The 26,590-nt window shown below is 69.6% G+C and carries 20 protein-coding genes; 15 read left to right on the top strand and 5 right to left on the bottom strand.

Annotation, left to right across the window (positions count from 1 at the left end; genetic code table 11):
- Positions 1-84: 84 nt before the first annotated feature.
- From BLV57_RS44380 to mptB, 6 genes are all read left to right on the top strand, one after another.
- Positions 85-237, top strand: a complete 153-nt coding sequence (locus tag BLV57_RS44380) for a helix-turn-helix domain-containing protein (RefSeq protein WP_143047008.1) — start codon at positions 85-87, stop codon at positions 235-237.
- Positions 238-458: 221 nt separating this feature from the next.
- The gene (locus BLV57_RS06215; protein ID WP_091287911.1) at positions 459-2,270 is read left to right on the top strand and encodes an ABC transporter substrate-binding protein; all 1,812 of its coding nucleotides are present in this window, start codon (positions 459-461) and stop codon (positions 2,268-2,270) included.
- 10 nt (positions 2,271-2,280) lie between these two features.
- Entirely contained in the window at positions 2,281-3,315 is a 1,035-nt protein-coding gene (locus BLV57_RS06210) for an ABC transporter permease (protein WP_091287539.1), read from the top strand.
- Positions 3,312-4,217 carry an ABC transporter permease gene (locus BLV57_RS06205; protein WP_091287538.1) on the top strand — a complete coding sequence of 302 codons (906 nt, stop codon included), beginning with the start codon at positions 3,312-3,314 and terminating at the stop codon, positions 4,215-4,217. Before BLV57_RS06210 ends, BLV57_RS06205 begins: the two co-directional genes overlap by 4 nt.
- Positions 4,214-5,845, top strand: coding sequence for a dipeptide ABC transporter ATP-binding protein (locus BLV57_RS06200; RefSeq protein ID WP_091287537.1), 1,632 nt, complete (start codon positions 4,214-4,216; stop codon positions 5,843-5,845). Before BLV57_RS06205 ends, BLV57_RS06200 begins: the two co-directional genes overlap by 4 nt.
- Positions 5,846-5,930: 85 nt before the next feature.
- On the top strand, positions 5,931-7,481 hold the full coding sequence (gene mptB / locus BLV57_RS06195) for a polyprenol phosphomannose-dependent alpha 1,6 mannosyltransferase MptB (protein WP_176968507.1): 1,551 nt from the start codon (positions 5,931-5,933) through the stop codon (positions 7,479-7,481).
- A gap of 47 nt (positions 7,482-7,528) precedes the next feature.
- Here mptB and BLV57_RS06190 read toward each other — a convergent pair whose 3' ends face one another.
- Positions 7,529-7,936, bottom strand: a complete 408-nt coding sequence (locus BLV57_RS06190) for a TIGR03668 family PPOX class F420-dependent oxidoreductase (RefSeq protein ID WP_091287536.1) — start codon at positions 7,934-7,936, stop codon at positions 7,529-7,531.
- A 57-nt stretch (positions 7,937-7,993) separates the two neighbouring features.
- A complete protein-coding gene (locus BLV57_RS06185; protein WP_091287535.1) occupies positions 7,994-8,482 on the bottom strand; it encodes a DinB family protein in 489 nt (162 codons plus the stop codon).
- Positions 8,483-8,907: 425 nt separating this feature from the next.
- Between BLV57_RS06185 and BLV57_RS06180 the strand changes: the two genes are divergently transcribed.
- Both BLV57_RS06180 and BLV57_RS06175 read left to right on the top strand, forming a co-directional pair.
- Positions 8,908-9,747 carry a MerR family transcriptional regulator gene (locus BLV57_RS06180; protein ID WP_091287534.1) on the top strand — a complete coding sequence of 280 codons (840 nt, stop codon included), beginning with the start codon at positions 8,908-8,910 and terminating at the stop codon, positions 9,745-9,747.
- Between the two features lie 62 nt (positions 9,748-9,809).
- Positions 9,810-14,861 carry a tetratricopeptide repeat protein gene (locus tag BLV57_RS06175; RefSeq protein WP_091287533.1) on the top strand — a complete coding sequence of 1,684 codons (5,052 nt, stop codon included), beginning with the start codon at positions 9,810-9,812 and terminating at the stop codon, positions 14,859-14,861.
- A gap of 44 nt (positions 14,862-14,905) precedes the next feature.
- On the opposite strand, the gene BLV57_RS06170 is transcribed toward BLV57_RS06175, so the two are convergent.
- Both BLV57_RS06170 and BLV57_RS06165 read right to left on the bottom strand, forming a co-directional pair.
- On the bottom strand, positions 14,906-15,793 hold the full coding sequence (locus tag BLV57_RS06170; protein WP_091287532.1) for a S66 peptidase family protein: 888 nt from the start codon (positions 15,791-15,793) through the stop codon (positions 14,906-14,908).
- A complete protein-coding gene (locus BLV57_RS06165) occupies positions 15,790-17,697 on the bottom strand; it encodes a prolyl oligopeptidase family serine peptidase (protein WP_091287909.1) in 1,908 nt (635 codons plus the stop codon). Before BLV57_RS06165 ends, BLV57_RS06170 begins: the two co-directional genes overlap by 4 nt.
- Before the next feature lie 239 nt (positions 17,698-17,936).
- Here BLV57_RS06165 and BLV57_RS06160 point away from each other — a divergent pair, with 239 nt between their 5' ends.
- The 3 genes from BLV57_RS06160 (at position 17,937) to BLV57_RS06150 (ending at position 21,735) form a co-directional block, all read left to right on the top strand.
- Positions 17,937-18,512, top strand: a complete 576-nt coding sequence (locus tag BLV57_RS06160) for a DUF3090 domain-containing protein (RefSeq protein WP_091287531.1) — start codon at positions 17,937-17,939, stop codon at positions 18,510-18,512.
- A gap of 7 nt (positions 18,513-18,519) precedes the next feature.
- Positions 18,520-19,290 carry an SCO1664 family protein gene (locus BLV57_RS06155; RefSeq protein WP_342741161.1) on the top strand — a complete coding sequence of 257 codons (771 nt, stop codon included), beginning with the start codon at positions 18,520-18,522 and terminating at the stop codon, positions 19,288-19,290.
- A gap of 90 nt (positions 19,291-19,380) precedes the next feature.
- Entirely contained in the window at positions 19,381-21,735 is a 2,355-nt protein-coding gene (locus BLV57_RS06150; RefSeq protein WP_091287530.1) for an immune inhibitor A domain-containing protein, read from the top strand.
- A gap of 128 nt (positions 21,736-21,863) precedes the next feature.
- Here BLV57_RS06150 and BLV57_RS06145 read toward each other — a convergent pair whose 3' ends face one another.
- Positions 21,864-22,865 (bottom strand): alpha/beta hydrolase family protein, encoded by a 1,002-nt coding sequence (locus BLV57_RS06145; protein ID WP_091287529.1) that lies wholly within the window; start codon positions 22,863-22,865, stop codon positions 21,864-21,866.
- A gap of 83 nt (positions 22,866-22,948) precedes the next feature.
- Here BLV57_RS06145 and BLV57_RS06140 point away from each other — a divergent pair, with 83 nt between their 5' ends.
- The 4 genes from BLV57_RS06140 (at position 22,949) to BLV57_RS06125 (ending at position 26,557) form a co-directional block, all read left to right on the top strand.
- Positions 22,949-23,791 carry a phosphotransferase gene (locus BLV57_RS06140; RefSeq protein ID WP_091287528.1) on the top strand — a complete coding sequence of 281 codons (843 nt, stop codon included), beginning with the start codon at positions 22,949-22,951 and terminating at the stop codon, positions 23,789-23,791.
- A gap of 33 nt (positions 23,792-23,824) precedes the next feature.
- Positions 23,825-24,616: a DUF3097 domain-containing protein gene (locus tag BLV57_RS06135; RefSeq protein WP_091287527.1), complete on the top strand. Its 792-nt coding sequence runs from the start codon at positions 23,825-23,827 to the stop codon at positions 24,614-24,616.
- 69 nt (positions 24,617-24,685) lie between these two features.
- The gene (locus BLV57_RS06130; RefSeq protein ID WP_091287526.1) at positions 24,686-25,117 is read left to right on the top strand and encodes an NfeD family protein; all 432 of its coding nucleotides are present in this window, start codon (positions 24,686-24,688) and stop codon (positions 25,115-25,117) included.
- 141 nt (positions 25,118-25,258) lie between these two features.
- Positions 25,259-26,557, top strand: coding sequence for an SPFH domain-containing protein (locus BLV57_RS06125; RefSeq protein WP_425425962.1), 1,299 nt, complete (start codon positions 25,259-25,261; stop codon positions 26,555-26,557).
- Positions 26,558-26,590 lie beyond the last annotated feature (33 nt).

The raw sequence follows: 26,590 nt of genomic DNA, 5'->3' as shown, positions 1-26,590 counted from the left end.
CGAGGTTCTCACCCGGCGGCCGCCCGGAATGCGGCATGATCACCCGCGCGACCCATTGTCACGGGTTGGCATTGACAGGGGGTAATCATTGACAGCGAGTGGGCGCTCCCGGTTACCTGTTCGCCTTGGGGTGAGACCAATCGAGAAAACAAACGCGCCGCCGAAGCACTCGGCATGTCCCGCGCGACCATTTACCGCAAGATCCACGACTACGGCATTCTCGCGCCCCGCGGGTAACTCGCCGGCTCCACCAAAACGCGGCCAGTCCACCTTCGGTGGAGCCGGTCCGGCGCGTTGCCGAGGTTCTCACCCGGCGGCCGCCCGGAATGCGGCATGATCACCCGCGCGACCCATTGTCACGGGTTGGCATTGACAGGGGGTAATCATTGACAGCGAGTGGGCGCTCCCGGTTACCTGTTCGCCTTGGGGTGAGACCAATCGAGAAAACAGAGGTGGTCATGGTGCGATTTTCCGGCAGAAGGCTCGGTGCGGCGGTACTCGCGGGGATGCTCGCGGCCGCTCCGTTCGCGGCGCCCGCGCAGGCACAACAGGGCAAGACGCTGCGGGTAGCGCTGGTCACCGGTATCGACCACCTCAACCCCTTCACCGCTGAGCTGCTCGCCGCCACCCAGGTCGGGCGCCTGAACTACGAGTTCCTGACGCTGCCCTCGGCCGAGGACACCCAGCCGACCGGCGGCATCGCCGAGTCCTGGAAGGCCTCCGACGACAAGCTGACCTGGACCTACACCATCCGGCCGAACATGAAGTGGTCCGACGGCAAGCCGATCACCGCCAAGGACGCGGCCTTCACGTTCAACAAGATGCTGACCGACGAGACCGCGCGCACCGCCAACGGCAGCTACGTCACCAACTTCGCCTCGGTCGCCGCGACCGACGACAAGACGCTGGTCATCAAGACCAAGACGCCGCAGGCCACGATGACCGCGCTCGACGTGCCGATCGTGCCCGAGCACATCTGGGCGCCGATCACCGACCTCAAGGACCCCAAGACCGACACGATGGACGTCGTCGGCGTCGGCAGCGGCCCCTACGTGCTCACCGAGTACAAGCAGAACGAGTACGTGAAGTTCAAGGCCAACAAGGACTACTGGCGTGGCGCGCCCAAGATCGACTCGCTGCAGCTGCTGAAGTTCAACGACGCCGAAGCCGCCGTGAACGCGTTGAAGCAGAACGAGGTCGACGTCATCAACCGGCTCACCCCGACCCAGTTCGACGCGCTCAAGGGCCAGCCGGGCATCACCACCAACGAGGCGCCCGGCCGCCGCTACAACGAGATCAACATCAACTTCGGCACCACCACCAACGCCAACGTCCCCATCGGCAACGGCAACCCCGCGCTCAAGGACATCAAGCTGCGCAAGGCGCTCGTGCAGGCCATCGACCCGCAGACCATTGTGGACCGGGTGATGTCCGGCCACGGCAAGGTCGGCACCGGCGTCGTCCCCGCGGCGTTCTCCGCCTACCACTGGACGCCCGCCGCCGGTGAGCTCGGCAAGTTCGACCTCGCCGCCGCGGGCGCCGCGCTCGACGCCGCCGGCTACGCCAAGGGACCCGACGGCGTCCGCACCGTCCCGGGTGGCGGCAAGCTGGAACTGCGACTGACCGGCCACTCCTCGCGCCCGTTCGACCAGCGCACCGCCGAGTACGTCAAGGGCTGGTTCAAGGACCTCGGCATCACCGTCACCCCCGACCTCGTCTCCGACGAGGAGCTCAACGACCGCACCAGCGCGGGCAACTACGACCTGGCCATCGGCGGCTACTCGACCAGCCCCGACCCCGACTACGCGCTCTCGCTGCACACCTGCGCCCAGCGGCCCAACGCCGAGGGCAAGGGCGGCAGCACCGACACCTTCTTCTGCGACGCCGAATACGAAGAGCTCTACAAGCAGCAGCTCTCCGAGTTCGACCCGGCCAAGCGCGCCGACATCGTCAAGAAGGCGCAGGCCCGCCTCGCCAGCCAGGCCGTCAACGTCGTGCTCGACTACGACAACGTCCTCGAGGCCTACCGCTCCGACAACTTCTCGGCGTTCACCAAGCAGCCGCAGCCCGAGGGCGCGATCCTCGAGCAGATGGGCTACTGGGGCTACTACGGCGCCACCCCCGTGGCGGGTCAGGCGGGCTCGTCCGGTGACAGCGGCGGCGGCAACACCGTGCTCTGGATCGTGATCGGCGCCGTCGTGCTGATCGTTCTCGTCGGCGGCGGGGTCGTGCTCGCCAAGCGCGGCAAGTCCGCGGACGACCGGGAGTAGGACCCACACCTTGTCCACCGCACTCAGTTCGCTGGACCCGGCCGCGGCGCTCACCGACCCTGATGAGCGCCGCGGCGGCACCGGCACCCTCAAGTTCGTCCTCACCAAGGTCGGCGGCGCGCTGGTCAGCCTCGTGCTGGTCATCACGCTCGGCTTCCTGCTCTTCCGCGCGCTGCCCGGCGACCCGCTCGCCACCCGCGTGCGCGAACGGCCCACCGACCCCAAGCAGCGCGCCGAACTGGCCGCCAGCATGGGACTCGACAAGTCACTGCCCGCCCAGTTCGTCGACTACTTCCGCGGCCTGCTGCTGCACGGCGACATGGGCAACTCCTACGGCCAGAACCGGCCCGTCATCGACATGATCGGCGAACGCGTCTGGCCCACCGTGCTGCTGGTCGGCACCGCGACCGTGCTCGCGGTGCTGCTCGGCGTCTGGCTCGGGGTGCGCTCGGCGTGGAAACGCGACAGCTTCTTCGACCGCGCCAACACCGGCATCGCGCTCACCCTCTGGTCGGTGCCGCAGTTCTGGCTCGGCCTGCTGCTGCTCGTCTCCACCGGCGGCCTGTTCCCCAGCCGCGGCATGCACTCACCCGACGCGGCGCCGGACTTCTGGTCGCAGACCACCGACGTCATCCACCACCTGGTGCTGCCGTGCGTGACGCTGCTGGTGGTGTTCTACGCCCAGTACATGCTGATCATGCGCTCGTCGCTGATCGGCGAGATGAACGCCGACTACCTCACCACCGCCCGCGCCAAAGGCCTGCGCGACGAACTCGTCCGCAAGCGCCACGCCGTGCCCAACGCGCTCCTGCCGACCGTGACGCTGGTGTTCCTCCAGTTCGGGCTCGTCGTCTCCGGCGCGGTGTCGGTCGAGGCGGTCTTCAGCTGGCCGGGACTCGGGCTGCTCACCTACGAGGCGCTGAAGGTGCCGGATCTCCCGGTGCTGCAAGGGGTCTTCATCGTGCTGGCCGGGTCCGTGGTGACCATGAACCTGTTCGCGGAACTGCTCTACCGCGTGCTCGACCCGAGGGTGCGTACCGCATGACCAGCACCGAAAACGCCCGCGCGATCACCTGGCGGCGGCGCCGCGAGTCGGCAGCCAAGGTGTGGCACGAGTTCGCCCGCAACAAGGGCGGGCTCATCGGCCTGGCGCTGCTCGCGGTCATCGTCGTGGCCGCACTGCTCGCGCCGCTGCTGACCGACGAGTCTGATTTGGACGTCACCAAGGTGACCGCCGGTCCGTACCAGGATCCCGGGAACGGCTACCTGCTCGGCACCGACATCGCGGGCCGGTCCGTGCTGCTGATGTCCTACTGGGGCGCCAGGGCGACCCTGCTCGTCGGCTTCTCCGCGACCATCCTGTCGGTGCTGATCGGTACCATCGTCGGCATGGCCGCCGCGCACTTCGGTGGCTGGCTTTCGGCGGTGCTGCTGCGGTTCACCGACTTCTTCCTGGTGCTGCCGTCGCTGGTGCTCGCGCTCGCGCTCGGCGCGGTGCTGCCCAAGAGCCTGTGGACCATCGTGTTCGCCATCGGCATCACCGCGTGGCCCACCACCGCCCGCCTGGTCCGCGCACAGACGCTCACCATCGAGAGCAGGCCCTACATCGAGCGCGCGAAAGCGCTCGGCGGCGGCCACGCGCACATCCTCGGCAAGCACGTCCTGCCCGGCGTCATGCCGCTCGTGCTCGCCAACACCACCCTCGTCGTCGGCAACGCGGTCATCGCCGACGCGACACTGGCGTTCCTCGGCGTCGGCGACCCGAACGTCATCTCGTGGGGCAACATGCTGCACGAGGTGCTCGCCAACGGCGGCGTCAGCCGAGGCGCCTGGTGGAACGTGCTGCCGCCCGGCCTGGCGATCGTCGCCGTCGTGCTGTGCTTCACGCTCGTCGGGCGCGCGCTGGAGACCGTGTTGAACCCGCAGCTCAAGGGGGAGCGGTCGTGACCGCGCTACTGGAACTCAAAGACCTCACCGTCACCTACCGCACCGGCAGCGGCGACGTCGACGCCGTGCGCGGGGTCAGCCTCAAGCTCGAACCCGGCGACACGCTCGGCGTGGCGGGGGAGTCGGGGTCGGGCAAGTCGACCGTCGCGATGAGCGTGCTGCGCCTGCTGCCCCGCTCGGCCAAGATCACCGGCGAGATCCTGCTCGACGGCGAAGACGTCACCACCATGAAATGGGGACGGCTGCGCGCCGTCCGCTGGGGCGAGGCCTCGGTGGTGTTCCAGGGCGCGATGCACGCGCTCAACCCGGTGCGCCGGATCGGCGAGCAGATCGCCGAACCACTGCGCATCCACGCCACCGTGCCCGAGCCCCAGATCAAGGCCCGCGTCGCGGACCTGCTGCGGCAGGTCGACCTTCCCGCCTCCCGCGCTGGCGCGTACCCGCACGAGCTGTCCGGCGGGCAGAAACAGCGCGTGATGATCGCGATGGCGCTGGCCTGCGGGCCACGGCTGATCATCGCCGACGAGCCCACCACCGCGCTCGACGTGATCGTGCAGGCCCAGGTGCTCAACCTGCTCGGCAAGCTCGTCGCCGAACAGGGCATCGGCCTGATCATGATCAGCCACGACCTGTCGGTGCTCGCGTCCACCTGCGCCCGCACCGCGGTCATGTACGACGGCGAACTCGTCGAACAGCGGCCCAGCGCCGAACTGATGGCTTCGCCGGAGCACCCGCACACCCAGGCCCTGGCCGCCGCGTTCCCGACGGTCGGCGACCCGGTGTCCCGCTACGCGCCCGCCACCAGCACCCCGCTGCCACCCGAACCCGACCGCGAACGCGGCACCGAGGCGCTGCTGTCCGCCCAGGACGTGCGCGTGACGTTCAAAGACCGCACCGGCGCGCGGATCAACGCCGTCGCGGGCGTCTCACTCGACGTGCACCGCGACGAGATCGTCGCGCTGGTCGGCCAATCCGGCTCCGGCAAGACCACACTCGCCAGGACACTGCTCGGCCTGCAACAGCCCACCTCGGGCACCGTGCGCTACCGCGGCGAGCCGATGCCGTCCACCGCGGCCGGGCTCAAGGCCTACCGGCGGCACGTGCAGCTCGTCCTGCAGGACCCGACGAGCGCGCTCAACCCGCGCCACAGCGTCTACGAGGCCGTGGCCGAGGGACCTCGCATCCACGGCGTCGGCGACGAGCGCGCGGTCGTCACCCGCGCGCTGGAGGCGGCCGAGCTGCGGCCCGCCGAGAAGTTCTTCGCGCGGCTCCCGCACGAGCTGTCCGGTGGCCAGCGCCAGCGGGTGGTCATCGCGGGCGCGCTCGCGCTCGACCCCGGCGTGATCGTCGCCGACGAACCCGTCGCCTCACTCGACGCGTCCGTGCGCGGCGAGATACTCGCGCTGCTGCTGCGGCTGCGCCGCGAACTCGGCCTCGCCGGCCTGGTGATCACCCACGACCTGGGCCTGGCCTGGAACATCGCCGACCGCGTCGCCGTGATGTACCGGGGCGAACTCGTCGAGGTCGGCACCGTCGAAGAGGTGCTGCTCGACCCGAAACACAACTACACGAAGTCGCTGCTCGCGGCACTGCCCGGCGGTGTCAGCGTCCGAACGGCGGTTGACTGATGCGTGCATACACCCTGTCAGAATCGGGAAAAACAGCGTCTGCCGACAGGCGTTACGGCACTGGTGTGTAATCTTCACCATCGACATGGCGACCACTACAGACCCAGCGCCGGAGGCAGACGGCTCGGCGCAGCGCACCTCGGCGGCTACAGCGAAACCGCTGGCCGACCGCATCAAGGTGCCCTCACGCTTCCCGTACCGGACCATCGCGATGGGCACCATCGGTGCCGCGCTGCTGATGATCGCCGCGCTCGGCGCCGGTGGCATCCTGATCCGCGACCCCGTCCTCGGCCACGGCCCGTTGTCGTGGATCCGCTACGGCCACGGCCGGGCACTCGCGAACGTCTTCCTCTACAGCGGCTTCGCGCTCGTGGTGTGGGCCTGGGTGCGCCTGGGCCGCTACGTGCTCGCCGGCCGCATCGGCACCCGGCCCATCCTGGTCGCCGCCGGCTGCTGGATGGCGCCGCTGCTGGTGTCGCCGCCGCTGTTCACCCGTGACGTGTTCTCCTACCTCGGCCAGGGCGCCCAGCTGCTCTACGGGCTCGACCCGTACGACCACGGCCCCGCCGAGCTGAACGTGCTCCCGGACGTCGTGCAGAACGTCCACCCGCTCTGGCAGACCACGCCCGCCCCGTACGGCCCGCTGTTCCTGCTGGTCGCCAAGGGCATCGTCTCGATCACCGGCAACAACATGATCGCCGGCGTCATCCTCACGAGGCTCGTGCTGCTCATCGGCCTCGCGATGATGCTGTGGGCGCTGCCTCGGCTGGTCAAGCACCTCGGCGGCCGCCTCCCGGTCACCATGTGGCTCGCCGTCGCCAGCCCGATGATGGTCATCCACCTCGTCGGCGGCCCGCACAACGACCTGCTCATGCTCGGCTTCCTCACCACCGGCGTGCTCGCCACCCTCGAGCGCAAGCACGCGCTCGCCGTGGTGCTGGTGACCATCGGCATGCTGATCAAGCCGACCGCGGCCATCGCGCTGCCGTTCATCGTCTGGATGTGGGCCAACCACCTCGAAGGCGGCACGAAGACCCGCAACTTCTTCCGCGCCCTGCTGCCCGCGCTCGGCATCTTCGTGCCGGTGTTCGTCGCCGGGACCTGGATCTCGCTCGGCTCGTTCAACATCGGCTGGGCCACCGGCCTCAAGGCGCCGACGCTCATCGCGAACTGGCTCAACTTCCCGACCGGCATCGGCGAGATCTTCTACTCGCTCGTGCACATCGTGGTGAACGTCCCGTCCTCGCCGTTCGTGACGGTCTGCCGCGCGATCGCGATGGTCGCGCTCACCGCGTACCTGGTCCGCCAGTGGTGGCTCGCCCGCGACGGCGGCAACAAGGCCGTCTTCCACATGGCACTGGCACTACTGGCCGTCGCGATCCTCGCGCCGCCCACCCTGCCGTGGTACCTGACCTGGGGCTTCGTCATCCTGTCCACCTTCAAGTGGCAGCCGAAGCACATGGCCGTCGTCGTCGGCGTCTCCGTGTTCCTGGTCTGCGTCTACTACCCGACCGGCGAGCAGGGCCTCTACGACTGGTGGTTCATCGCGCTGGTCGTCGCCGCCTCGCTCTACTCCGCGGCGTCCCTGCTGCGACCGGACCCGTTGCGCCTGGTCGCCGCCTTCCGCAAGAACTGAGCACCGGGGTCGTGAGCGTTGCGGGCGGTTAGAACCGCCCGCAACGCTCACGACTCCGACGTGCTGCTCCAACCACGCCAGACCGCGACCCTCGTGAGCACGACCGGCCCTTGCGGCGGATGTTCCTCGTACTGCGGATACTTCGCCCGCAACCAGCTCACCGGCTCGGGCCGGTCGGTCACCGCGGCCTCGCCGTCGGCACGGACCCACCACAGCCGGTCCCAGTCATCGTCGTAGTGGTCGACGAGAAAGCTCACCGCCGGGTTGGCCTTGATGTTCGCCAGCCGCTTCAACGCCAGGGTCGACTTCGGCTTGTGGTCGACCGCGAACACGATCTCGTCGCCCGCCACGGCGAACGTCACCGGCACCAGATGCGGCACCCCGGCGGCGTCGGCCGTGGCGAGCCTTGCCACGCGTGCGGCGGCGAACCGGGCTCGTGCTTCAGCGATCTCCACTGTCCACAGCGTACTGACCGAGGAGTCAGAGTTCCGCCGAATAATGCGAGGCGTGGCTCAAACGGCCTGGTCAGCGAGGATCTGCTCGCGCAGGATGTCGGCGTGCCCGCAATGGTGGGCCAGTTCCCGCAGCACCTGCAGGTACACCCAATGCACCGTGCGCGGCCCAGACCGATGCCCGGTCACAACAGTGTCCAGCGGCAGATCCGCGACCGCCTTCCGCGCCGTGGCACAGGCCTCCCGGTAAGCCGCCGTGACCGAGGCGATCGTGTCGTCCTCGGTGAGCCGGAAGGAGTCGTCCGGAGTCTGGACCAGGCCGAGGTCGCGGCGCGACGTGCCGCCGACGCACTCCTCGAACCACACCCGCTGCATCCACGTGACGTGCTTGAGCAGCCCGAGCAACGTCGTCGCCGACGGGACTAGGCTGCGGCGGACCTGCGCCTCGGTGAGACCGTCGAGTGTGGACTCGATCTCCGTGCGGTACTCCTCGATGAAAGCCTCGAGTTGCGTACGTTCGTCGTCCAGCGGCACGTCGAACGAACCCATCGGAATCTCCTCTCACCCACGGCACCTGTCGCCCCGAGTCAACCAGCTTCTCGCCTTCGTCGTGAGTGTTCCGGCCGGTTCTATTGGGCAGCAAGCCAAACGTGGCGTGGCTGGGTGAGGGCCTCCTTCACCCAGCCACGCGGGCCGGAGGTCGTGAGCGAGTGGTACCTCTGCTCCGTTAGACGCAGCAGAGGTACCACTCGCGCCGACAGCCACCCTGATCCGAGCTTGGTCGCGAAGCGAGGGTGCCCCCGAGTGCTTACTACGCACTGAAGGGCACCCTCGCTTCACTGCGCACCCACCTCGAAATCAGCCGAGGAAGTCCACACTGGCCAGCCCTGGAACACGCCGTATTCGGCCTTTCCCCTCAATAACCGGCCGGAACACTCACGACCCTCGAGCGGAGCCGCGTTAGGCTGGACGCGATGTTCACCATCGGGGATTTCGCCAGGCTCGGCCAGGTTTCGGTCCGCATGCTGCGGCACTACGACGCCATCGGCCTGCTGCGCCCGGTCGAGGTCGACCCGTCGTCCGGATACCGGTTCTACGGCGCCGAGCAGCTGCGCAGGCTCAACCGCCTGGTCGCGCTGAAAGACCTCGGCTTCACCCTGCGGCAGGTGGGGGAGATCCTCGACGACAAGGTCGGCGCCGACGAGCTGCGCGGCATGCTGCGCCTGCGCCAAGGTCAGCTCGAAGCGCAGATCGAAGCCGACATGGCCAGGCTCGCCGGCGTCGAGTCGCGGCTGCGGATGATCGACCTCGAAGACTTCCCGCGCACCGCCGAGGTCACCGTCAAGGCGATCCCCGCGGTCCGCGTCGCCGAGGTCAGCGCTCTCGCGGCGGGTTACGAGGGGTCGGCCATCGGGCCGGTGATCCAGACGTTGTTCCCGCGCCTCGGCGAGGTGGTCACCGCCGCGGGCCTGGAGCCGGACTACCCGGCCATCGCGTACTACACCTCAGCGGGCAACGAAGTCGCCGTGCACGCCGCGGTCCCGGTCGCCGCCGACCCGGATCCCGCGCACGGGTTCGACATCGTCGACCTGCCCGCCATCGAGTGCGCCGCGACGATGCTGCACCACGGCCCGATGGACGACATCGGCGCGTCCTTCCAGGCGCTGGCCCGCTGGATCGACCACAACGGCCACCGCACCCTGGACTTCGCCCGCGAGGTCTACCTCGAGTGCGGCGAAGCCATGATCACCGAACTCCAGGTCGCGATCACGAAGGGGCGGGGGAGTCCGCCCGAAAGTACGTCCGCGGGCTGATCGCCGGTGAGGTGCGCCCGCGCCAGGGTGGAGCGAGCATTCGCCTACCCGAAGCGGGAACCATGAGCACCTCCACCGCGGCAGCCGCAGCGCCGGTCGCCGATATCCCAGTACCCGCCGACTACGACGGCGACGGACGGCTCGACGAGGCGGTGTGGCGGCCCGGCGACGGCACCTGGCGCGTCCAGCCCGCGGCCGGTGGCCCGGCGGTGACCCGGCAATGGGGGCAGGCGGGGGACCTTCCCGTGCCCGGTGTCTACGGCGGCGCGGCGCACCTGGCCGTGCTGCGCCCCGCCGACGGCAAGCTGTACGCCAAGCCGTTCACCGGTGACGGGCCCTCGTGGGACCGGCCGTGGGCGACCGCAGGCTACGTGCCGACACCCGAGGACCACTCGGGCATGATCACCCTCGCCAACGCGCTCAACGTGCTGGCGAACGTCCTGTCCTCTGCCGGACGGCACGGCGAGGCGGTCGTGGCCGCGCGGTACGGGCGGGATCTGTGGCGCTCGCTCGCCGGAGTCGATCACCCGGGCTACGACGCGAGGTTCGCGTGGGCGTCGGTGATGCTGGGCGCTTACGCGAGCAACGCCGGTCTGCACGACGAAGCCTTCCAGGTCACCACCGAGGGCGCGGAACGCTATCGCGCGCTCGGTGACCGGCCCAACCTCGCCTGGGCGCTCGACAACCTCGCCATGCGCTACAGCACGGCAGGGAAACTCGCCGAAGCCGTGCCACCCGCACGCGAACGCCGCGACATCTGCCGCGCGCTGGCCGAGGCGGATCCCGCTCAGCGCGGCGGGTTCGGCCACGCGGCCGTCATGCTCGGCGCGCACGCGAGCAACGCCAAGCTCCACGACGAAGCCATCGCCGCGACCATCGAAGGCGCGGAGGCGTTCCGGGCCATCCCGGATCAGCCGCAGCTGGCGTGGGCGCTGGACAACCTCGCCATGCGGTACAGCACCGCGGGCAAGCTCGCCGAAGCCGTGCCGCCGATGCGCGAATGCCGTGACATCTACCGGACGCTCGCCGCGACCACCCCCGCCTACCGATCCGACTGGGCACACGCGGACGTCATGCTCGGCGCGCACGCCAGCAACGCGAAGCTGTTCGACGAAGCCATCGAAGCGAACAAGGACGGCATCGAGGCCTACCGCGCGCTCGGGGACAAGCCGAGTCTCGCGTGGGCCCTGGGCAACCTCGCCATGCGCTGCAGTACCGCGGGGAGACTCGAGGAAGCGGTGCCGCCCGCGCGGGAATGCCGCGACGTCTACCGCGACCTGGGCCAAGCGCACAGGCCCGACTGGGGCTGGTCCGCGGTCATGCTGGGCGCGCACGCGAGCAACGCCAAGCTCTACGACGAGGCGATCGCGGCGACACGGGAAGGTGTCGAAGTCTTCCGCGACCTCGACTTGCGGCCGAATCTCGCGTGGGCACTGGGCAACCTGGCCATGCGCTACAGCACCGCCGGGAAACTCGCCGAAGCCGTCCCGCCCGCGCGGGAGTGCCGCGACGTCTACCGCGACCTCGGCGAAGCGCACAGGCCCGACTGGGGCTGGTCCGCGGTCATGCTCGGCGCGCACGCCAGCAACGCCAAGCTGCACGACGAAGCCATCGAGGCGACCAAGGAAGGCGTGCAGGTCTACCGCGACCTCGACGCTCGGCCGAATCTCGCGTGGGCACTGAACAACCTCTGCCTGCGCTGCTGGACCGCAGGCAGGCTCGCCGAAGCGGTCGACCCGCAACGCGAATGCCGCGACATCTACCGCGCACTCGCGGAAACGGACCCGGCGGGCTACCGCCCCAACTGGGCCGAAGCCGCGCTCCAGCTGGCCTACCTGCTCGTCGCGCTCGAGCGGCGTTCCGAAGCCGTCAACGCCGCACTCGAAGCGGTCCGGCTGTTCACACTGCTCACCGCGGCCAACCCCGTGTACGCGCCCCGGCTCGAAGCCGCCAAGAAGCTCCTGCTTTCCTTGCAGGGCACCTACACCGGCGGTGGCCTGATCACCGCCGTGCACGCACCCGCCACCGCCACACCCGGCGAGACCATCCAGGTCAGCGTCGAGCTGGCGAGCACGGCTCCCGAGGGAACCGTGGTGACCGTCAACGGGCTGACCGCGCGCGAGGTCCGGCTGCAGGCCTCGACCCGCCCCGGTATGTGGCGCGTCCCGATCACCGCGATCGGCGACGGCCAGGCCGAGGAACGCGTGCTGATCATCGAGATCGCCGGGCAGCCCGCCACCGCGCTGCTCGAGATCGCCCGCAACCCGTTCCGGCCGCTGAGCGTGTTCATCCGCGCCAGTGAGATCGACACCGCGAACCCGGTGCTGCGCCAGGGCGACGTCTACCACTGGCGGGTCGGCTCTGTCGCCTACTCGACCGGCGAACCGGTGTTCGCCGCCGACCTGAGCGCCGACGTCGACCACGGGCGGCAGTGGACCACGGTGCTCGCGCAGCTCGATGTGCAGCGCGGCGACGCGACCGTGCTGACCGTGAGCCGATCACTGGTTCTCGGCAGCTCCTACCGGGTCCTGCGCGACCAGGCCGGCCAGATCCGCCCGCCGGTGGAGACCGACGGGCGCGCGGTGCAGATCGCCGACCGCGACTCGCACTACCGGGGCACGTTCACGGTCCGCAACCTGGAACCGGTCGCTGTCTCGTTCACCAAGAAGCGGGTCGAGTGGACCGGCGACGAGGACGAGCTCACCCGGTTCTCCGACGAGGAGACCCACGACGTCACCGTCGCGCCGGGTGCGTCGGCGACCGTCGAGGTCACGCTCGACCGCGCCCAAGGTCACGGCGCGCACGGCGCCGTGGTGCACCTGTTCGGTCAGACCGCCGACGCCAAGCCGGTGCACACCAGCGCCGCGTTCTCCCTCGTCCGCGCGACGCGGGCGCTTTTGGCGCCGCACAAGGGTTTCGTGGTCGACGGGGTGGCCGATCCCGCACGGTTCGCCACGATCGTCAACGAGCAGCAGGCGCTCCCGCTTTCGGTCGAGGTCGAGAAGTCCGGCACGGTGCGGGTACGCACCAGCGCGCCGGAAGGCCTGACGCAGGAACATGTCTGGGCGTTGCGGCGGGCGGCGGACTACTCGCAGCAGGCGTCGGCCGAATGGTTCGCCCCGCTGAGCGAAACCGGCATAGTGGCCGCGGACGGCGACGTCGTGCAAGGCGCCGACTGCGACCCCGACAACCCGCCGGCGCAGATCCCGGAGAACTTCGCCTGCCAGTTCACCGGCGAGACCAAGACCAAGGAGATCCCGGCCCGCGTGGTCAACGCGCGCAAGGGCGACATCGTGCTGGTGCCCGGCGGCAACGGCATGATCGGCGGCCTGCTCTCGCAGGTCACGCCCGCGCAGCGGTACGCGCACTGCGGGATCATGACGAAGAACTTCGTCGAGATCTCCCACTCGACGGCCTCCCAGGACTGGCTGGTCCAGGAACACCCGCGCGGGATCTACTCCGGTGGCAAGAAACAGCCGACCGACGGCTTCGAGCCCGACGCGCTGCGCTTCCAGTGGCCAGGCGGGATCACCCAGTCCGTGGCGGAGGCGTACGGCGGCAGCCAGTTCACCAGCCCGGAGGGCAAGCAGTTCGGCATCTCGGCGTTCAACCTCGTCGACGCGGCCGTGCTGGACGGGCAGTGGCAGATCATCGAGCCGATGGTCATCAAACCGCATCCGCTCGCCGAGCTGGCCGATCCGACCATCCGGCAGCGGCTGCACAAGGTGGCCGACGAGGCACGCAAGCTCACGGTCACCGCCGCCGACACCGCGGCGGGCCGCCAATCCGGCACGCACTACCGGTTCTACAGCTACAGCGACTCCGCGGTCGCGCTCCGGCCGAGCCCGAGCGGCGTGGTCGGCCCGGCGCCCGCGAGCGCGGGCTGGGCCGCGGGCACCGTGCCGAGCGAATGCGCGTCGTTCATCTGGCTGGCCGCCAAGCGCGCGGGCATCCAGCTGGAGGGGCCGGGCGCGGTCACCGCACCGGGCGATCTCGAGCCCGCGGACGTGCTCGGCGGCGCGCAGACCGACGGCGAGACGCTCGACGGCCTGTACTTCTACACCGCCGAGGAGCGCGCCCGTGCCGCGCGCTGGTTCGTGCCCTACATCGAGGAAACGATCTTCAACAAGGTCGTGAAGGAGGAAGGCTGGCTCGTCGCCGCGCTGAACGAGCTGTTCTCCGACGTCGGCGACGACTGCGCTTACCAGCTCGCGAACACCTTCGCGTTCGACTGGGCCGACGGCGACTCGAAGAACGACGACCGCTGGGAGAACCCCGGCATCGGACGCGCGATCAGCCCCGATCACCTCATGCTGTGGGACCGGCCCGACCAGACCGGGTTCGGGCTCTGGGGGTACGCGGAACCGCTGATCCACCACACCACGCGCCTGGAGCTGGTGCCGGAGACCAAGTGGCGCAAGACGAACGGGCCCGCGCTGCTCAACGGGACCGTGGTCTTCAACGGCGCCAGGATGGCGGGGGTGGAGGTCAACGCCGGCGGGGTCACCGCGATCACCAACGCCGACGGCTGGTTCTCGATGGACGTGTTCGAAGGCCGCTACGCGCTCAAGGCGTCGAAGTTCATCGACCGCGAGATCGGCGTCGCCGAAGCCGTGCTGGACCTGACGGTCGCCGCGGGCGAGGTCAAGACGATCGAGGTCCAGCTCGCGCCGCCGCCCGAGCGCTACCGGCTGCTGCAGGTCGACGCCCAGATCGAGATGAACGACGACGAGACCTTCGGCGACGATCACTTCTCCGACCACAAGTACTGGGAGCTGCCGGTCGGTCCCGGCCACACCGTGCACCAGATCAGCTTCACCCGAGGCTGGGGCGGTGAGCTGCGCGTCGAGATGACCCTCACCGCGTTGTACAACCCCGACGACCTCAGCGTCGGCCTCCAGTTCGCGGGCAAGCTGTACGAAGGCACCAGCGAACAGACCGACGACCTGGGCGGCACGGCCGGCAACTTCTGGACCATCCCGAAGGACGCGATCAAGACGACGCGCGCGGCGGACGGCCGGGAGCTGAAGATCAAGATCACGAACACCGAAGACGACGTCGACGACGACTACATCGAGTTCGCGTTCACCATCACCAACCGGAGGCAGGCCTAAAAGGGCTCGTGAGCGTTGCGGGCGGTTAGAACCGCCCGCAACGCTCACGACCCCAAAGTGAGGGTGCCCGCGGTCGCGTCCAGCTCCGCGGCCAAGCCCAGCGGAATCGTCGGCGACGACTCGACGTGCCCGAAGCCCAGGTCCGCCAGCACCGGCACGCCCAACGACCCGAGCCGGTCGAGCATCAACGCCTCCACCCGCTCCGGCGTGCCACAGCCCGTCCACGAGCCGAGCACGATCCCGGCGACCCCGTCGAACCAGCCGGAGCGCAGCAGCTGCGTGAGCAGGCGATCGAGCCGGTAGACGCTCTCGGTCACGTCCTCCAGCAGCACGATCCGCCCGCGCGCCGACCCCTGCTCAGGCGTGCCCAGGCCGGCGGCCAGCAGCGCGAGATTGCCGCCGGTCAGCACACCCCGCGCCCGCCCGGGAACCAGCGTCCGCGACGACGGGCTGCTCAGCAGCACGACCTTCTCCGGCTCGAACAGGCTCTGCCGCAGATGCTCGGCCGCGAACGTGTCGAACAACGGACTCGCCGGCATCGGCGAGAACAGCGACACCAGCCCCAGGTGCACCGAAACGGCCTGGTGCAACGCCGTCACGTCACTCGACCCCGCGAAGATCTTCGGCGGCGCGTCGGCCAGCGCGCGCCAGTCGATCAGGTCCAGCATGCGCTGGCTGCCGTAGCCGCCGCGGGCCGCCAGCACACACTGGACCGACGGGTCGAGCCAGGCGGCCGTGAACTCCTCGGCCCGCTCGGCGTCCGCGGCCGACAGATACTCCAAAGTGGAGTGTCTACTGCGGACACAAGGGCCGACCGAGACCTTCAGGCCCCACGACTCCAGCACCGGCAGCGCGGCCTCGAGATGGGCTTGCGGGATCGGGCCGGACGGTGCGATCAGTGCCAGCGTGTCGCCGGGGACGAGTGGCCTCACGAGCGCAGGTCCAGTGCGCGCACGCCCGGGGTTTCGAAGCCGAAAACCTGGCCGTAGAACGACAATTCCGCCTCCAAGGCCGCGATGATCGTCTCCGCCTTGCGGAAACCGTGCTGCTCGCCCTCGAACGTCAGGTACGCGTGGCGCACCCCGCGCCCGCCCAGCGACGCCACGAACCGGTCCGCCTGCTCCGGCGGGCAAATCTGGTCCTCCAAGCCCTGCAAGAACAACACCGGCCCGGCGAGCGCGCCCGCGTTGTTGATGGGGGAGCGCTGCCGGTAGCGGGGCTCGGTCTCCGGCAGCGGCCCGATCAGCCCGTCGAGGTAGCGGGACTCGAAGTCGTGCGTCTCCCCGCCGTCCGCGGTCCAGGTGTAGAGGTCGAGTATCGGGTACTTGATGGTCGCCGCGCTGAACGTGCGCACGGTCGTCATGGCCGCCGCCGAGGTGAACCCGCCCGCGCTGCCGCCACGGATCGCCAGCCTCGCCGGATCCGCGAGCCCCTCGGCGACCAGCGCCTCCGCGACCGCCACGCAGTCCTGGACGTCGACGAGTCCCCACTGCTCGCGCAGCCGCTCGCGGTAACGCCTGCCGTAGCCGGTCGAGCCGCCGTAGTTGACGACCGCGACGCCGATGCCGCGGCTGGTGAAGTAGGCGATCTCCAGATCCAGCGTCGGATACGCGCGCCCGGTCGGCCCGCCGTGCACGTGGATCATGAACGGCGGCGCCGAGCCGTCCGGTCCCGTGAAGTCCGGATTGGACGGCAGGTAGACGTACGCGGGCACGGGTCCGTCCGCGGTGTCGAACATCCGCTCCGACGGCACCGGCAGGTACTCGTGCGACGGCAGCTCGGCCGGCTGCGCGGTCAGTTCGGTCACGTGCGCGCCCACGTGCACCAACGCGGATTCCCGGCGCGGACCGGCCGCGACCCCGGCGACGCCACCGTCGTACGCGGTGATCGTGGCGTCCCACTGGGTCAGCTCCGGCGCCAGCGGGGACAGCGTGCCGGTCGCCTCGTCGAGCACCGCGAGACGGCCCGAGCTGAGCACCGCGTGCTTGCCGCCGCCGAGCGGGGTGAACCAGCGCGAGCCGAGTTTCCACAGCGCGCCGCCGAGTTCCTCGGCCACCGGCGCGAGGTTCACCGACGAGCCGTCGAGGCCGACGCGGTGCAGGTTCCACCAGCCGCCGGGGTCCAGCAGCGCGAGCAGCGAGGCCGGGCTCTCCCATTCGAGCTGGCACACCGCGACGGTCGCGCCGCCCGCGATCACCTCGGGCGTGCCGAGCGAGCCGTCCTCGAGCACCGGCGCGACACACAGTTCCGTGCCGTCCCACGGCATCGCCGGATGATCCCAGCCGAGCCACGCCGCGTGCGCGCCGTCCGGCGACAGCTGCGGCGCGGTCAGGAAGTGATGGCTGGCCGCGAGCGAGCGCGGCGCGGCGCCGTCGAGTGACAACTCCACCAGATCGCGTGAGACGTCGGCGCGCCGCGCGCCGACGCTGGCCTCCCGGACCGCCCACACGGTGCCGCGCGGCCCCGGCCGGAGGTCGCCGAACCGGACACCGTGCGGCACGTCGGGTTCGGCTGTGATCGGCGTCACCTGGCCGGACGTCAGGTCACGCACATAGACCCGCTGGTCGTCCCAGTGCGTGAAGACGAGCTTGTCGCCGATCGCAACCCAGGGCCGCCCGCCGTATTCGTGGACGCGGTTGCGGGCGTTCCACGGCGCGGGCAGCACCTCTTCACCTGCCCTCACCAGCGCGACCCTGCCGCCTTCGGCCGGTCTGGCCTCGGCCCACCAGAGCACGCCGCCGACGGCGTCGACCCACTGCACGCCCCCTCCGGCGGCGGCCGCGTCGGCGGCACTGATCGGCGAGGTCCAGGTTCCATAAGACGCGATCTTGGGCACCAAGCGAGCCTAGGGCATACTTCTCGGCTCTCAATCGCGATAGCCGAGCCCAGGTGGTCTCTGGCGGCACCGCGGAATCACCCGAGTACAACCCGGTACGAGGGTGATCCCACGGCACCGCCAGAGACCACCTGGATCTCGACTCTCATCGATTGAGAGCCGAGAAGCACGCCCTAATGGCACAGAACACGGGGCGGCAGATGCCGATGATCGTGCGTTGGCCTAGGGTCGAGGGTGCCATGTCTCGCGTAATTCACGTCTTCCGCCAGCCCGACCGGTTCGTCGCCGGGACCGTCGGGGAGCCCGGTGACCGCACTTTCTACCTCCAGGCGTCCGAAGATGTGCGCACGATCAGCGTGACCATCGAGAAACAGCAGGTCGCGGTGCTCGCCGAGCGCCTCGGCTCGCTGCTCGAAGAGGTCGCGACGCGCTTCGGAGCGGACGTGCCGGAGGACGTCCCCGACGACCTCGTCGACGTCGACCCGCTCAGCGTGCCCGTCGAGGAGGAGTTCCGCGTCGGCACCATGGGCCTCGGCTGGGACGCCGACTCGAAGGCCGTGGTGATCGAGCTGCTCGCCATCACCGAGGGCGAAGTGGACGAAACGGTCGTACTCGACGACACCGAGGAAGGCCCCGACGCCGTGCGGGTGTTCCTGACCCCGGTCGCCGCCCGCGCCTTCGCCGAGCGCGCGGACCGCGTGATCAACGCGGGCCGCCGCCCCTGCCCGCTCTGCGCCGAGCCGCTCGACCCCGCCGGTCACATCTGCCCCCGCCAGAACGGCTACCGCCGCGACGTCGACGTGATCGAAGACTGAGCCACCCGTGGACGACCTGCTCACCCACGGAAAGCTCGAAGTCGAAGGCAGGCTGGTCGAAGCCTCCAACCTGACCTTGTTCTGCCAGGTCGAGCTCGACGGCGTGACCGCCAACGCCGTCTACAAGCCGGTCCGTGGCGAGCGCCCGCTCTGGGACTTCCCCGACGGCACGCTCGCCGGCCGCGAGGTCGCGACGTACCTGGTCGCCGACTCGCTCGGGCTCGGCGCGATCCCGCAGACCGTGCTCCGCGACGGCCCGTTCGGCGAGGGCATGGTCCAGCGCTGGATCGAGACCACCGACGACGAGCTGGTCGACGTCCGGGCCCCCGAAGATCTCCCGCCCGGCTGGAAGGTCGTGCTGCACGCCCACGACCGCAACGGCGAGCCCGCGGTGCTCGCGCACGCCGACCACCCCGGCATCCGGGACCTGGCACTGCTCGACATCGTGGTCAACAACACCGACCGCAAGGGCGGGCACATTCTCAATGGCGCCGATGGCACCGTCTACGGCGTCGACCACGGCATCTGCCTGCACACCGACCCGAAGCTGCGCACCGTGCTCTGGGGCTGGATCGGCGAGCCACTGCCCGAGGACGCGATCGTCAAGCTCAAGGCGCTGCGCGGCAAACTCGAAGGCGAGCTCGGCGAGGCGCTCGCCCCGCACCTGACCAAGTTCGAGATCCTCGCCATCCGCGACCGCGCCGAGCAGCTCGTGTACGAGGGCGTGTTCCCGTCACCGGGCGACGAGTGGCGCGCCATTCCCTGGCCGCTCTTCTAGTCACGACCGACTTTCGGACGTAGCCGCATGCACGAACGGCTACGTAACGTCCACCGGGTTTGCGTTTCCACCCGTTGACGAGGGGAAGTCGTGCGAAGAGTTCTGGCCGGAGCGGCCACGATCGTGCTGCTGAGCGCCGGCGTCACGCCGGCCGCGTTCGCGGCGCCCGCACCACCACAGCAAGTTGCCGACCAATCGGTCGCCCAGCTCGACGAGCTGCCCAACCCGCTAGAGGACAAGCGCCGCGCGCTGCGCCAGGAAGCGCTGTCGAAGGTGCTGACCGGTGAGGCCACCGCGCAGAAGCGCGGCGCGAGCACCGTGGCCAAGGTGGGCAAGAAGGCCAAGAGCCAGACGGACAAGACGCCCACCGACCAGTACGTCGAGCTCGCGCGCGAGAAGACCGACAAGGTCTTCGTCGTGCTCGCCGAATTCGGCAACGAGCGGCACCCGCAGTACCCCGACAAGGACCAGGACCCGGCGACGCCCGGCCCCAAGCGCTTCGACGGGCCGCTGCACAACCAGATCCCGGAGCCGAACCGCGCGGTCGACAACACCACCATCTGGCAGCCGGACTTCAGCAGGCAGTACTTCCAGAACCTTTACTTCTCGACCGCGCCCGGCGCGAACTCGGTCGCGAACTTCTACGACAAGCAGTCGTCCGGCCGCTACAGCATCGACGGCACGGTGACCGACTGGGTCAAGGTCAAGTACAACGAGGCCCGCTACGGCCGTTCCAACGGTTTCCCTTGCGGTGGAACGGTCTGCAACAACTCCTACGACCTCGTGCGTGACGGCGTGACCGCGTGGGTCGACGCGCAGAAGGCGTCCGGCAAGACCACCGAGCAGATCCGCGCCGAGCTGGCCGCGTTCGACCAGTGGGACCGCTACGACTACGACGGTGACGGCGACTTCAACGAGCCGGATGGCTACATCGACCACTTCCAGATCGTGCACTCCGGTGGCGACCAGGCCGACGGTGACCCGTGGCAGGGCGAGGACGCCATCTGGAGCCACCGCGGCTACGCGTTCAAGAACTACAGCTCCGGCCCGGGCAGCAACAAGCTCGGCGGCGCGCCGATCGGCGACACCGGCCTCTGGGTCGGCGACTACACCATGCAGCCCGAAAACGGCGGCGTGAGCGTGTTCGCGCACGAGTACGGCCACGACCTCGGCCTGCCCGACCACTACGACACCAGCGGCGGCGGCACCAACGGCGTCAACTGGTGGTCGATCATGGGCCAGACCCGGGTCGGCGAGCCCGGCGAGGCGCCGGGCACCCGCGCCAACGAGTTCTCCGCGTGGGACAAGCTGCAGCTCGGCTGGCTCGACTACGAGGTGGCCGTCGCGGGCCAGGAACGCACGTTCGAACTCGGCCCGCACGAGTACAACACCGCCAAGGCGCAGGGACTCGTCGTCGTCCTGCCGGACGTGCCCAAGACGTTCGACTACGGCGCCCCGTTCGCGGGCTCGAAGATGTGGTGGAGCGACAAGGGCAACGACCTCGACAACTCGATGACCACGCCGCTCGACCTGACCGGCAAGTCGTCGGCGTCGCTGAGCCTCAAGACGCGCTTCGACATCGAAGAGGACTTCGACTACCTCTACGTCGAAGCGGCCAACGCCGACGGCAGCTGGACCCAGCTCGACGGCACGGTCGACGGCAAGCCGTTCATCCGCGACTCGGGCAACTCACCCGCCATCAGTGGTTCCTCGGCGGGCAAGTGGGTCGACGTGAAGGTGCCGCTGGACGCCTACGCCGGCAAGAACACCAAGCTGCGCTTCGCCTACCGCACCGACGGCGGCCTCGCGCTGCAGGGCTTCTTCGCCGACGAGATCGTGGTCACCGCCGACGGCGCCCCGGTGCTCACCGACGGCGCCGAAGCCGCCGGACCGTGGACCCTCAAGGGTTTCCGCACCGCGGCTGGCAAGGAGACGAAGGTCTTCGACCAGTTCTACATCGCGTCGAACCGGACCTACGAGTCCTACGGCAAGTACAACCGGACCGGCCCGTACCGCTACAGCTTCCCGGACAAGCCGGACTGGGTGGAGCACTTCCCGTACCAGGACGGCCTGCTCGTCTCGCTGTGGGACACCAGCCACCTGGACAACAACACCAGCGAGCACCCCGGTGAGGGCCTGATCCTGCCGATCGACGCGAACCCCGCGCCGATCTACAACCTCGAAGGCAAGGCGTGGCCGCCGACGGTGGCAGGCTACGACGCGCCGTTCGGGTTGCAGAAGTCGGACTCGTTCACCTTGCACATCAACGGAAAGGCCTCGTACGTGCGCGGCCAGTCCGCGCAGCCGGTCTTCGACGACACCAAGCAGTTCTGGTACCCGGAGACCCCGACCACCGGCGTCAAGCTCTCCGGCGTCGGCGTCGGCCTGCGCGTCCTCTCGCAGTCCGGCACCTCGATGAAGGTCAAGCTCTTCAAGACCAAGTAGAAGTAGGTCGTGAGTGTTTTGGCCGGTTAGAACCGGTCGAAACACTCACGACCCGGGCCTGGGAGCCGGGTGAAACCCCGAAAGTGGCTTTCGTCAGATCGCATCTGACGAAAGCCACTTTCGGGCTTCTACGGCCGCCAGAACTTGACCTCGGGGAAGCGGGGCGAGGGTCTGGCCAGTAGCGGCTGCGGCCGTCCGCGCAGGTGCAGGTCCAGGAACGCGGTCACGTAGTCGCGCGTGATCCGCAGGCCGCGCGCGGCGGGGAGTTTCTGGTCCGGCGGCAGGCCGAGCTGGTCGGCGAGCATCGGCAGGTCGGTGCACATCGACGGCCCGCCGCGTTCCACGGTCAGCCAGCGCTTCCAGCCGGTCAGGCCCGGCCACAGCCGATCCCAGCTCGGGTCGGCCTGGCCGCCGGGCGCGTGACGCGGTGTGCCGAGCAGCAGCAGCGGCCGATTCAGGCCGGCCAGCACGGGAAACGAGCCGTCGAGCGTGACGCCGGCGCTGATCCGCGGGTCGGCGAGCATCGCCGGCAGCACGCTGCCGCCGCCGATCGAATGGCCGACCATCGCGATGCGGCGCGGGTCAATCAGCTTGCCCCGGCCCCAGACCGGGGTCTTGCCGATCAGCCGGTCGAGCACGAACGACACGTCCGCCGCGCGGCCGCGGGCGATCTTCACGTCGTCACGCGCGAGACAGCCGGTGGTGCGGCCGTCGGGGAACGTGGTCGCGACCGCCTCGTGGTTGTGGCCGATGGCCGCGACGACGTAACCCTGGCTCGCGAGGTCCTCGCCGAGCGTGCGCAGCGTGCCGCGAGGCCGCTCGCGGCCGGGGGACAGGACCACCAGCGGCGCGCGGGAGCCGAGCGGGGGCGCGTTCACCCGCGCGTGCGTGCCGACTGTGGTCAGCGCGTCGCCCGCGATGTCCGCGCTCAGGCCGTGCGCGATCCGCTCCGACTCGGCGAGCGTCAGATAGGGCGCCTGCCTGCCCGTCTCCACCAGGGCCGGGTACCAGATCGACACCATCAGCTCGCGCCGGTCGTGCGGCAGCCACGGGTCGGGCCTGGCGACGTCGCGCAGGTGCAGGGTGATTTGGCCGATCGGGGTGCGACCGGAGGGCTCGGGCAGCTTCATATGGGTATGATCATACGTCCGTCAAAACTGCGGTATCCGGAAAAACCCGGATAATTCCCTGGTTCGCTGCCAGGCTAACGGTCATGATCGTCTTGGATACCGCCGCACGGGCAAGGTTGGTCGACCGATTCGGGCCCGGCGTGACCGCGTGGTGTGACGGTCTCCCCGCACGGGTGAACGAGTTGTGCGCCCGCTGGGGACTCGAGGTGCTCTCCGCGATGCCGGGCAACACCGGCCGGACCCTGCTCTGCCGCGACGCCGGCGGCCGCTCCCGGGTGCTGAAACTGACCCCGGACACCGAAATCGCCGCCACCGAGGCCGCCGCACTGCGCGTCTGGGCCGATTCCCCGTACGTGGTCGACCTCCTCGACGCCGACGGCGACGCACTCCTGCTCGACGGCATCGTCCCCGGCACCCCGCTCAGCGACGACGACATCCCGTACGACCAGGTCGACGCCATGCTCGCCGAGCTGGCGGGCCACACGCCCCGGGATAAAGCCTGCTTTATCCCGCTCTCGGAGCGCGTCGACTTCATGTTCACCCTCGCCGCGCGGCGCAACCCGGACGTGCTCGCCGATGTGCAGCGCCGGTCATGGGAGTTCGCCGGACAGCTGGCGCGTCGTGACGCGACCGCGTTGGTGCACGGCGATCTCCACCCCGGCAACGTGCTCTGGGGCGCGGACGGGATCGTCGCCATCGACCCGCGGCCCAGCATCGGCGACCCCGCGATGGACGCGGTCGACTGGGCGTTGCACCCCCTGCTCACCGGCGGCTCGCTCGACGACGGCATCGCGGCGCTGCCGAGCCTCGACGGCGACCGCGTGCGTGACTGGTGCGCCGCGCTCGCGGTCCTGCTCGCGCTCTCCGCGATCCGCCGGGGCCTGCCTGCCGAGTACACCGAGGCGCTGCTCGGCGTGGCGCGCTGACGAGTCACCCGAAGCGGACTAGCGTCGGCGCCCGTGCGCTATGACGACGTGCTGGCCGGACCACGCAAACGGGTGATCCCCGAGGTGCCCGCCGAACCCGGCCTGGTGGTCGAGGAGGCGGGCAGCGGGTTCTGCGGCGCCGTCATCCGCATCGAGTACGGCAACGTGGTGCTCGAGGACCGCAAACTCAACCAGCGCGTCTTCCCACTGAACCCGGCAGGCTTCCTGCTGGAGGGCAAACCGGTCACGCTGGTGCCCGTCAAAGCCGCGCCACAGCCGACGCGCAAGATCTCCGCGTCGGGATCCGTGCACGTCCAAGGCTTGCAGGCCCGCGTCGCCAAGGACTCCCGCATCTGGGTCGAGGGCAAGCACGACGCCGAACTCGTCGAGCGCGTGTGGGGCCACGACCTGCGTGTCGAGGGCATCGTCGTCGAACCGCTGGACGGCGTCGACGTGCTCGCCGACCGCATCGCCGAGTTCGGCACCGGACCCGAGCGCAGGCTCGGCGTGCTCGTCGACCATCTGGTCGAAGGCAGCAAGGAATCCCGCATCGTCGACGCGGTGCGCGACGAGAACGTGCTGGTCGCCGGGCATCCGTACATCGACGTCTGGCAGGCGGTGAAGCCCGCGGCCGTCGGCATCAAGGCCTGGCCGGTGGTCCCGCGCGGCATCGAATGGAAGCAGGGCATCTGCGACGCGCTCGGCTGGGGTGAGCCGTACGAGGGCTGGCAGCGCGTGCTCGCCGCCGTTAGCAGCTACCGCGACCTGGAGACACCGCTGATCGGTGCCGTCGAACGGCTCATCGACTTCGTCACGGCCGGCTGAAAATCAAGTGTCCATCAAGCACGGGTCCGTATCCGGGTGCGAACCGTCACTTTCTGAGACGATGAGCGCATGACTGCGGCGGTGGTATGGCTGATCGTGGGCTTCGTCCTGATCGTGGCCGAGGTGATCTCCGGCGAGTTCGTGCTGCTCATGCTCGGGGCGGCGGCGCTCGTCACCGGCGGCGTCTCCGCGCTGACCGGCAACCCGTACCTCGACGCCGCGGTGTTCGCGGCGTCCTCGGTCGGGTTGCTGTTCCTCGTCAGGCCCGCGCTGAAGCGCAAGTTCCTCGGCGGTGAGGGCGCCAAGACCAACACCGAGGCCCTCATCGGCACCCATGCGATCGTGCTGTCCACAGTGGACGGCCACGGCGGCACCGTGAAGATCGCGGGCGACACCTGGTCGGCGCGCGCCTACGTCGAGCACGACCGGCTCCAGCCGGGCACGAAGGTGACCATCATGGAGATCTCCGGCGCGACGGCCGTGGTGAGCCCCGACCCCTGACCGAGAACGACCTGGCGAAAAGTACATGAGCACCAGAGCGGAAACCCGCGCTGAGAAGGGAAGAAAGTCTTGTCGACGATAGCGATAGTCGTTGTCGCGCTGATCGTGCTTTTCGTGATCATCACCGTGGGGAAAGCCATCATGGTGGTCCCGCAGGCACAGTCGGCCGTCATCGAGCGGCTGGGCCGGTTCCGCACGGTCGCGTCGCCCGGTCTGACCTTCCTGGTGCCGTTCCTGGACAAGGTGCGCGCCAGGATCGACCTCCGCGAGCAGGTCGTCTCGTTCCCGCCGCAGCCGGTGATCACCGAGGACAACCTGACCGTGTCGATAGACACCGTCGTGTACTTCCAGGTCACCGACTCGCGCGCGGCCGTCTACGAGATCTCCAACTACATCGTCGGTGTCGAGCAGCTCACCACCACGACGCTGCGTAACGTCGTCGGTGGCATGAGCCTGGAGCAGACGCTGACGTCGCGCGACTCCATCAACACCCAGCTGCGCGGCGTGCTCGACGACGCCACCGGCCGCTGGGGCATCCGCGTCGGCCGCGTCGAGCTCAAGGCGATCGACCCGCCACCGTCCATTCAGGACTCGATGGAAAAGCAGATGCGCGCCGACCGTGAGAAGCGGGCCATAATCCTTACTGCGGAAGGTCAGCGGGAAGCGTCGATCAAGACCGCGGAAGGCCAGAAGCAGAGCCAGATCCTCGCGGCCGAAGGCGCCAAGCAGGCCACTATCATGGCGGCCGAGGCCGAGCGGACCTCCCGCATCCTGCGCGCGCAGGGTGAACGGGCCGCCCGCTACCTGCAGGCGCAGGGCCAGGCGAAGGCGATCGAGAAGGTGTTCGCCGCGATCAAGGCAGGCAAGCCGACCCCCGAGGTGCTGGCGTACCAGTACCTGCAGACGCTGCCGCAGATGGCGCAGGGCGACGCGAACAAGGTCTGGATGGTCCCGAGCGACTACGGCAAGGCACTCGAAGGCTTCGCCCGCGCGCTCGGCGCACCCGGCGACGACGGCGTCTTCCGCTACGAGCCGCCGAAGGAAGAGGACACCGAGCGCCCGGTGCTCGACGACGACGAGGTCTCCGCCTGGTTCGACACCTCGACCGACCCCCGCATCGCCGAGGCCGTCCGCGCGGCCGAAGCCGTGGCCCGCCAGGAAGTCCCCGGCCCGCTCGGCTCGACCCCGCCGCCCGCCGCCCGTCCGACCCCGCCGGTGCTCGCCGGCCTGCAGGGCGGCGAAAAGCCGGACCAGGAAGCCCAGGAGACGGAGCGCACGGAGGTCCAGCAGTCGCCTCCGCCGCCCCCGCAGCCAGCGCCGCCGCTGCCCCAGCCGCACCCGCAGAACTTCCAGCCGCGGCAGCCGGGACAGTTCAACCCGCAGGGCAACCCGCCCAGCGGACCGTTCCCGCAGCAGGGCCCGTTCGGCGGCTCCCGCTAAGCGTTTCCGGGGTCGTGAGTGTTCCCGCCGGTT

It is taken from the genome of Amycolatopsis xylanica (genome assembly GCF_900107045.1).
In the GTDB taxonomy this organism is placed as follows: domain Bacteria; phylum Actinomycetota; class Actinomycetes; order Mycobacteriales; family Pseudonocardiaceae; genus Amycolatopsis; species Amycolatopsis xylanica.
This window is presented reverse-complemented; position numbering and strand designations above follow the sequence as displayed.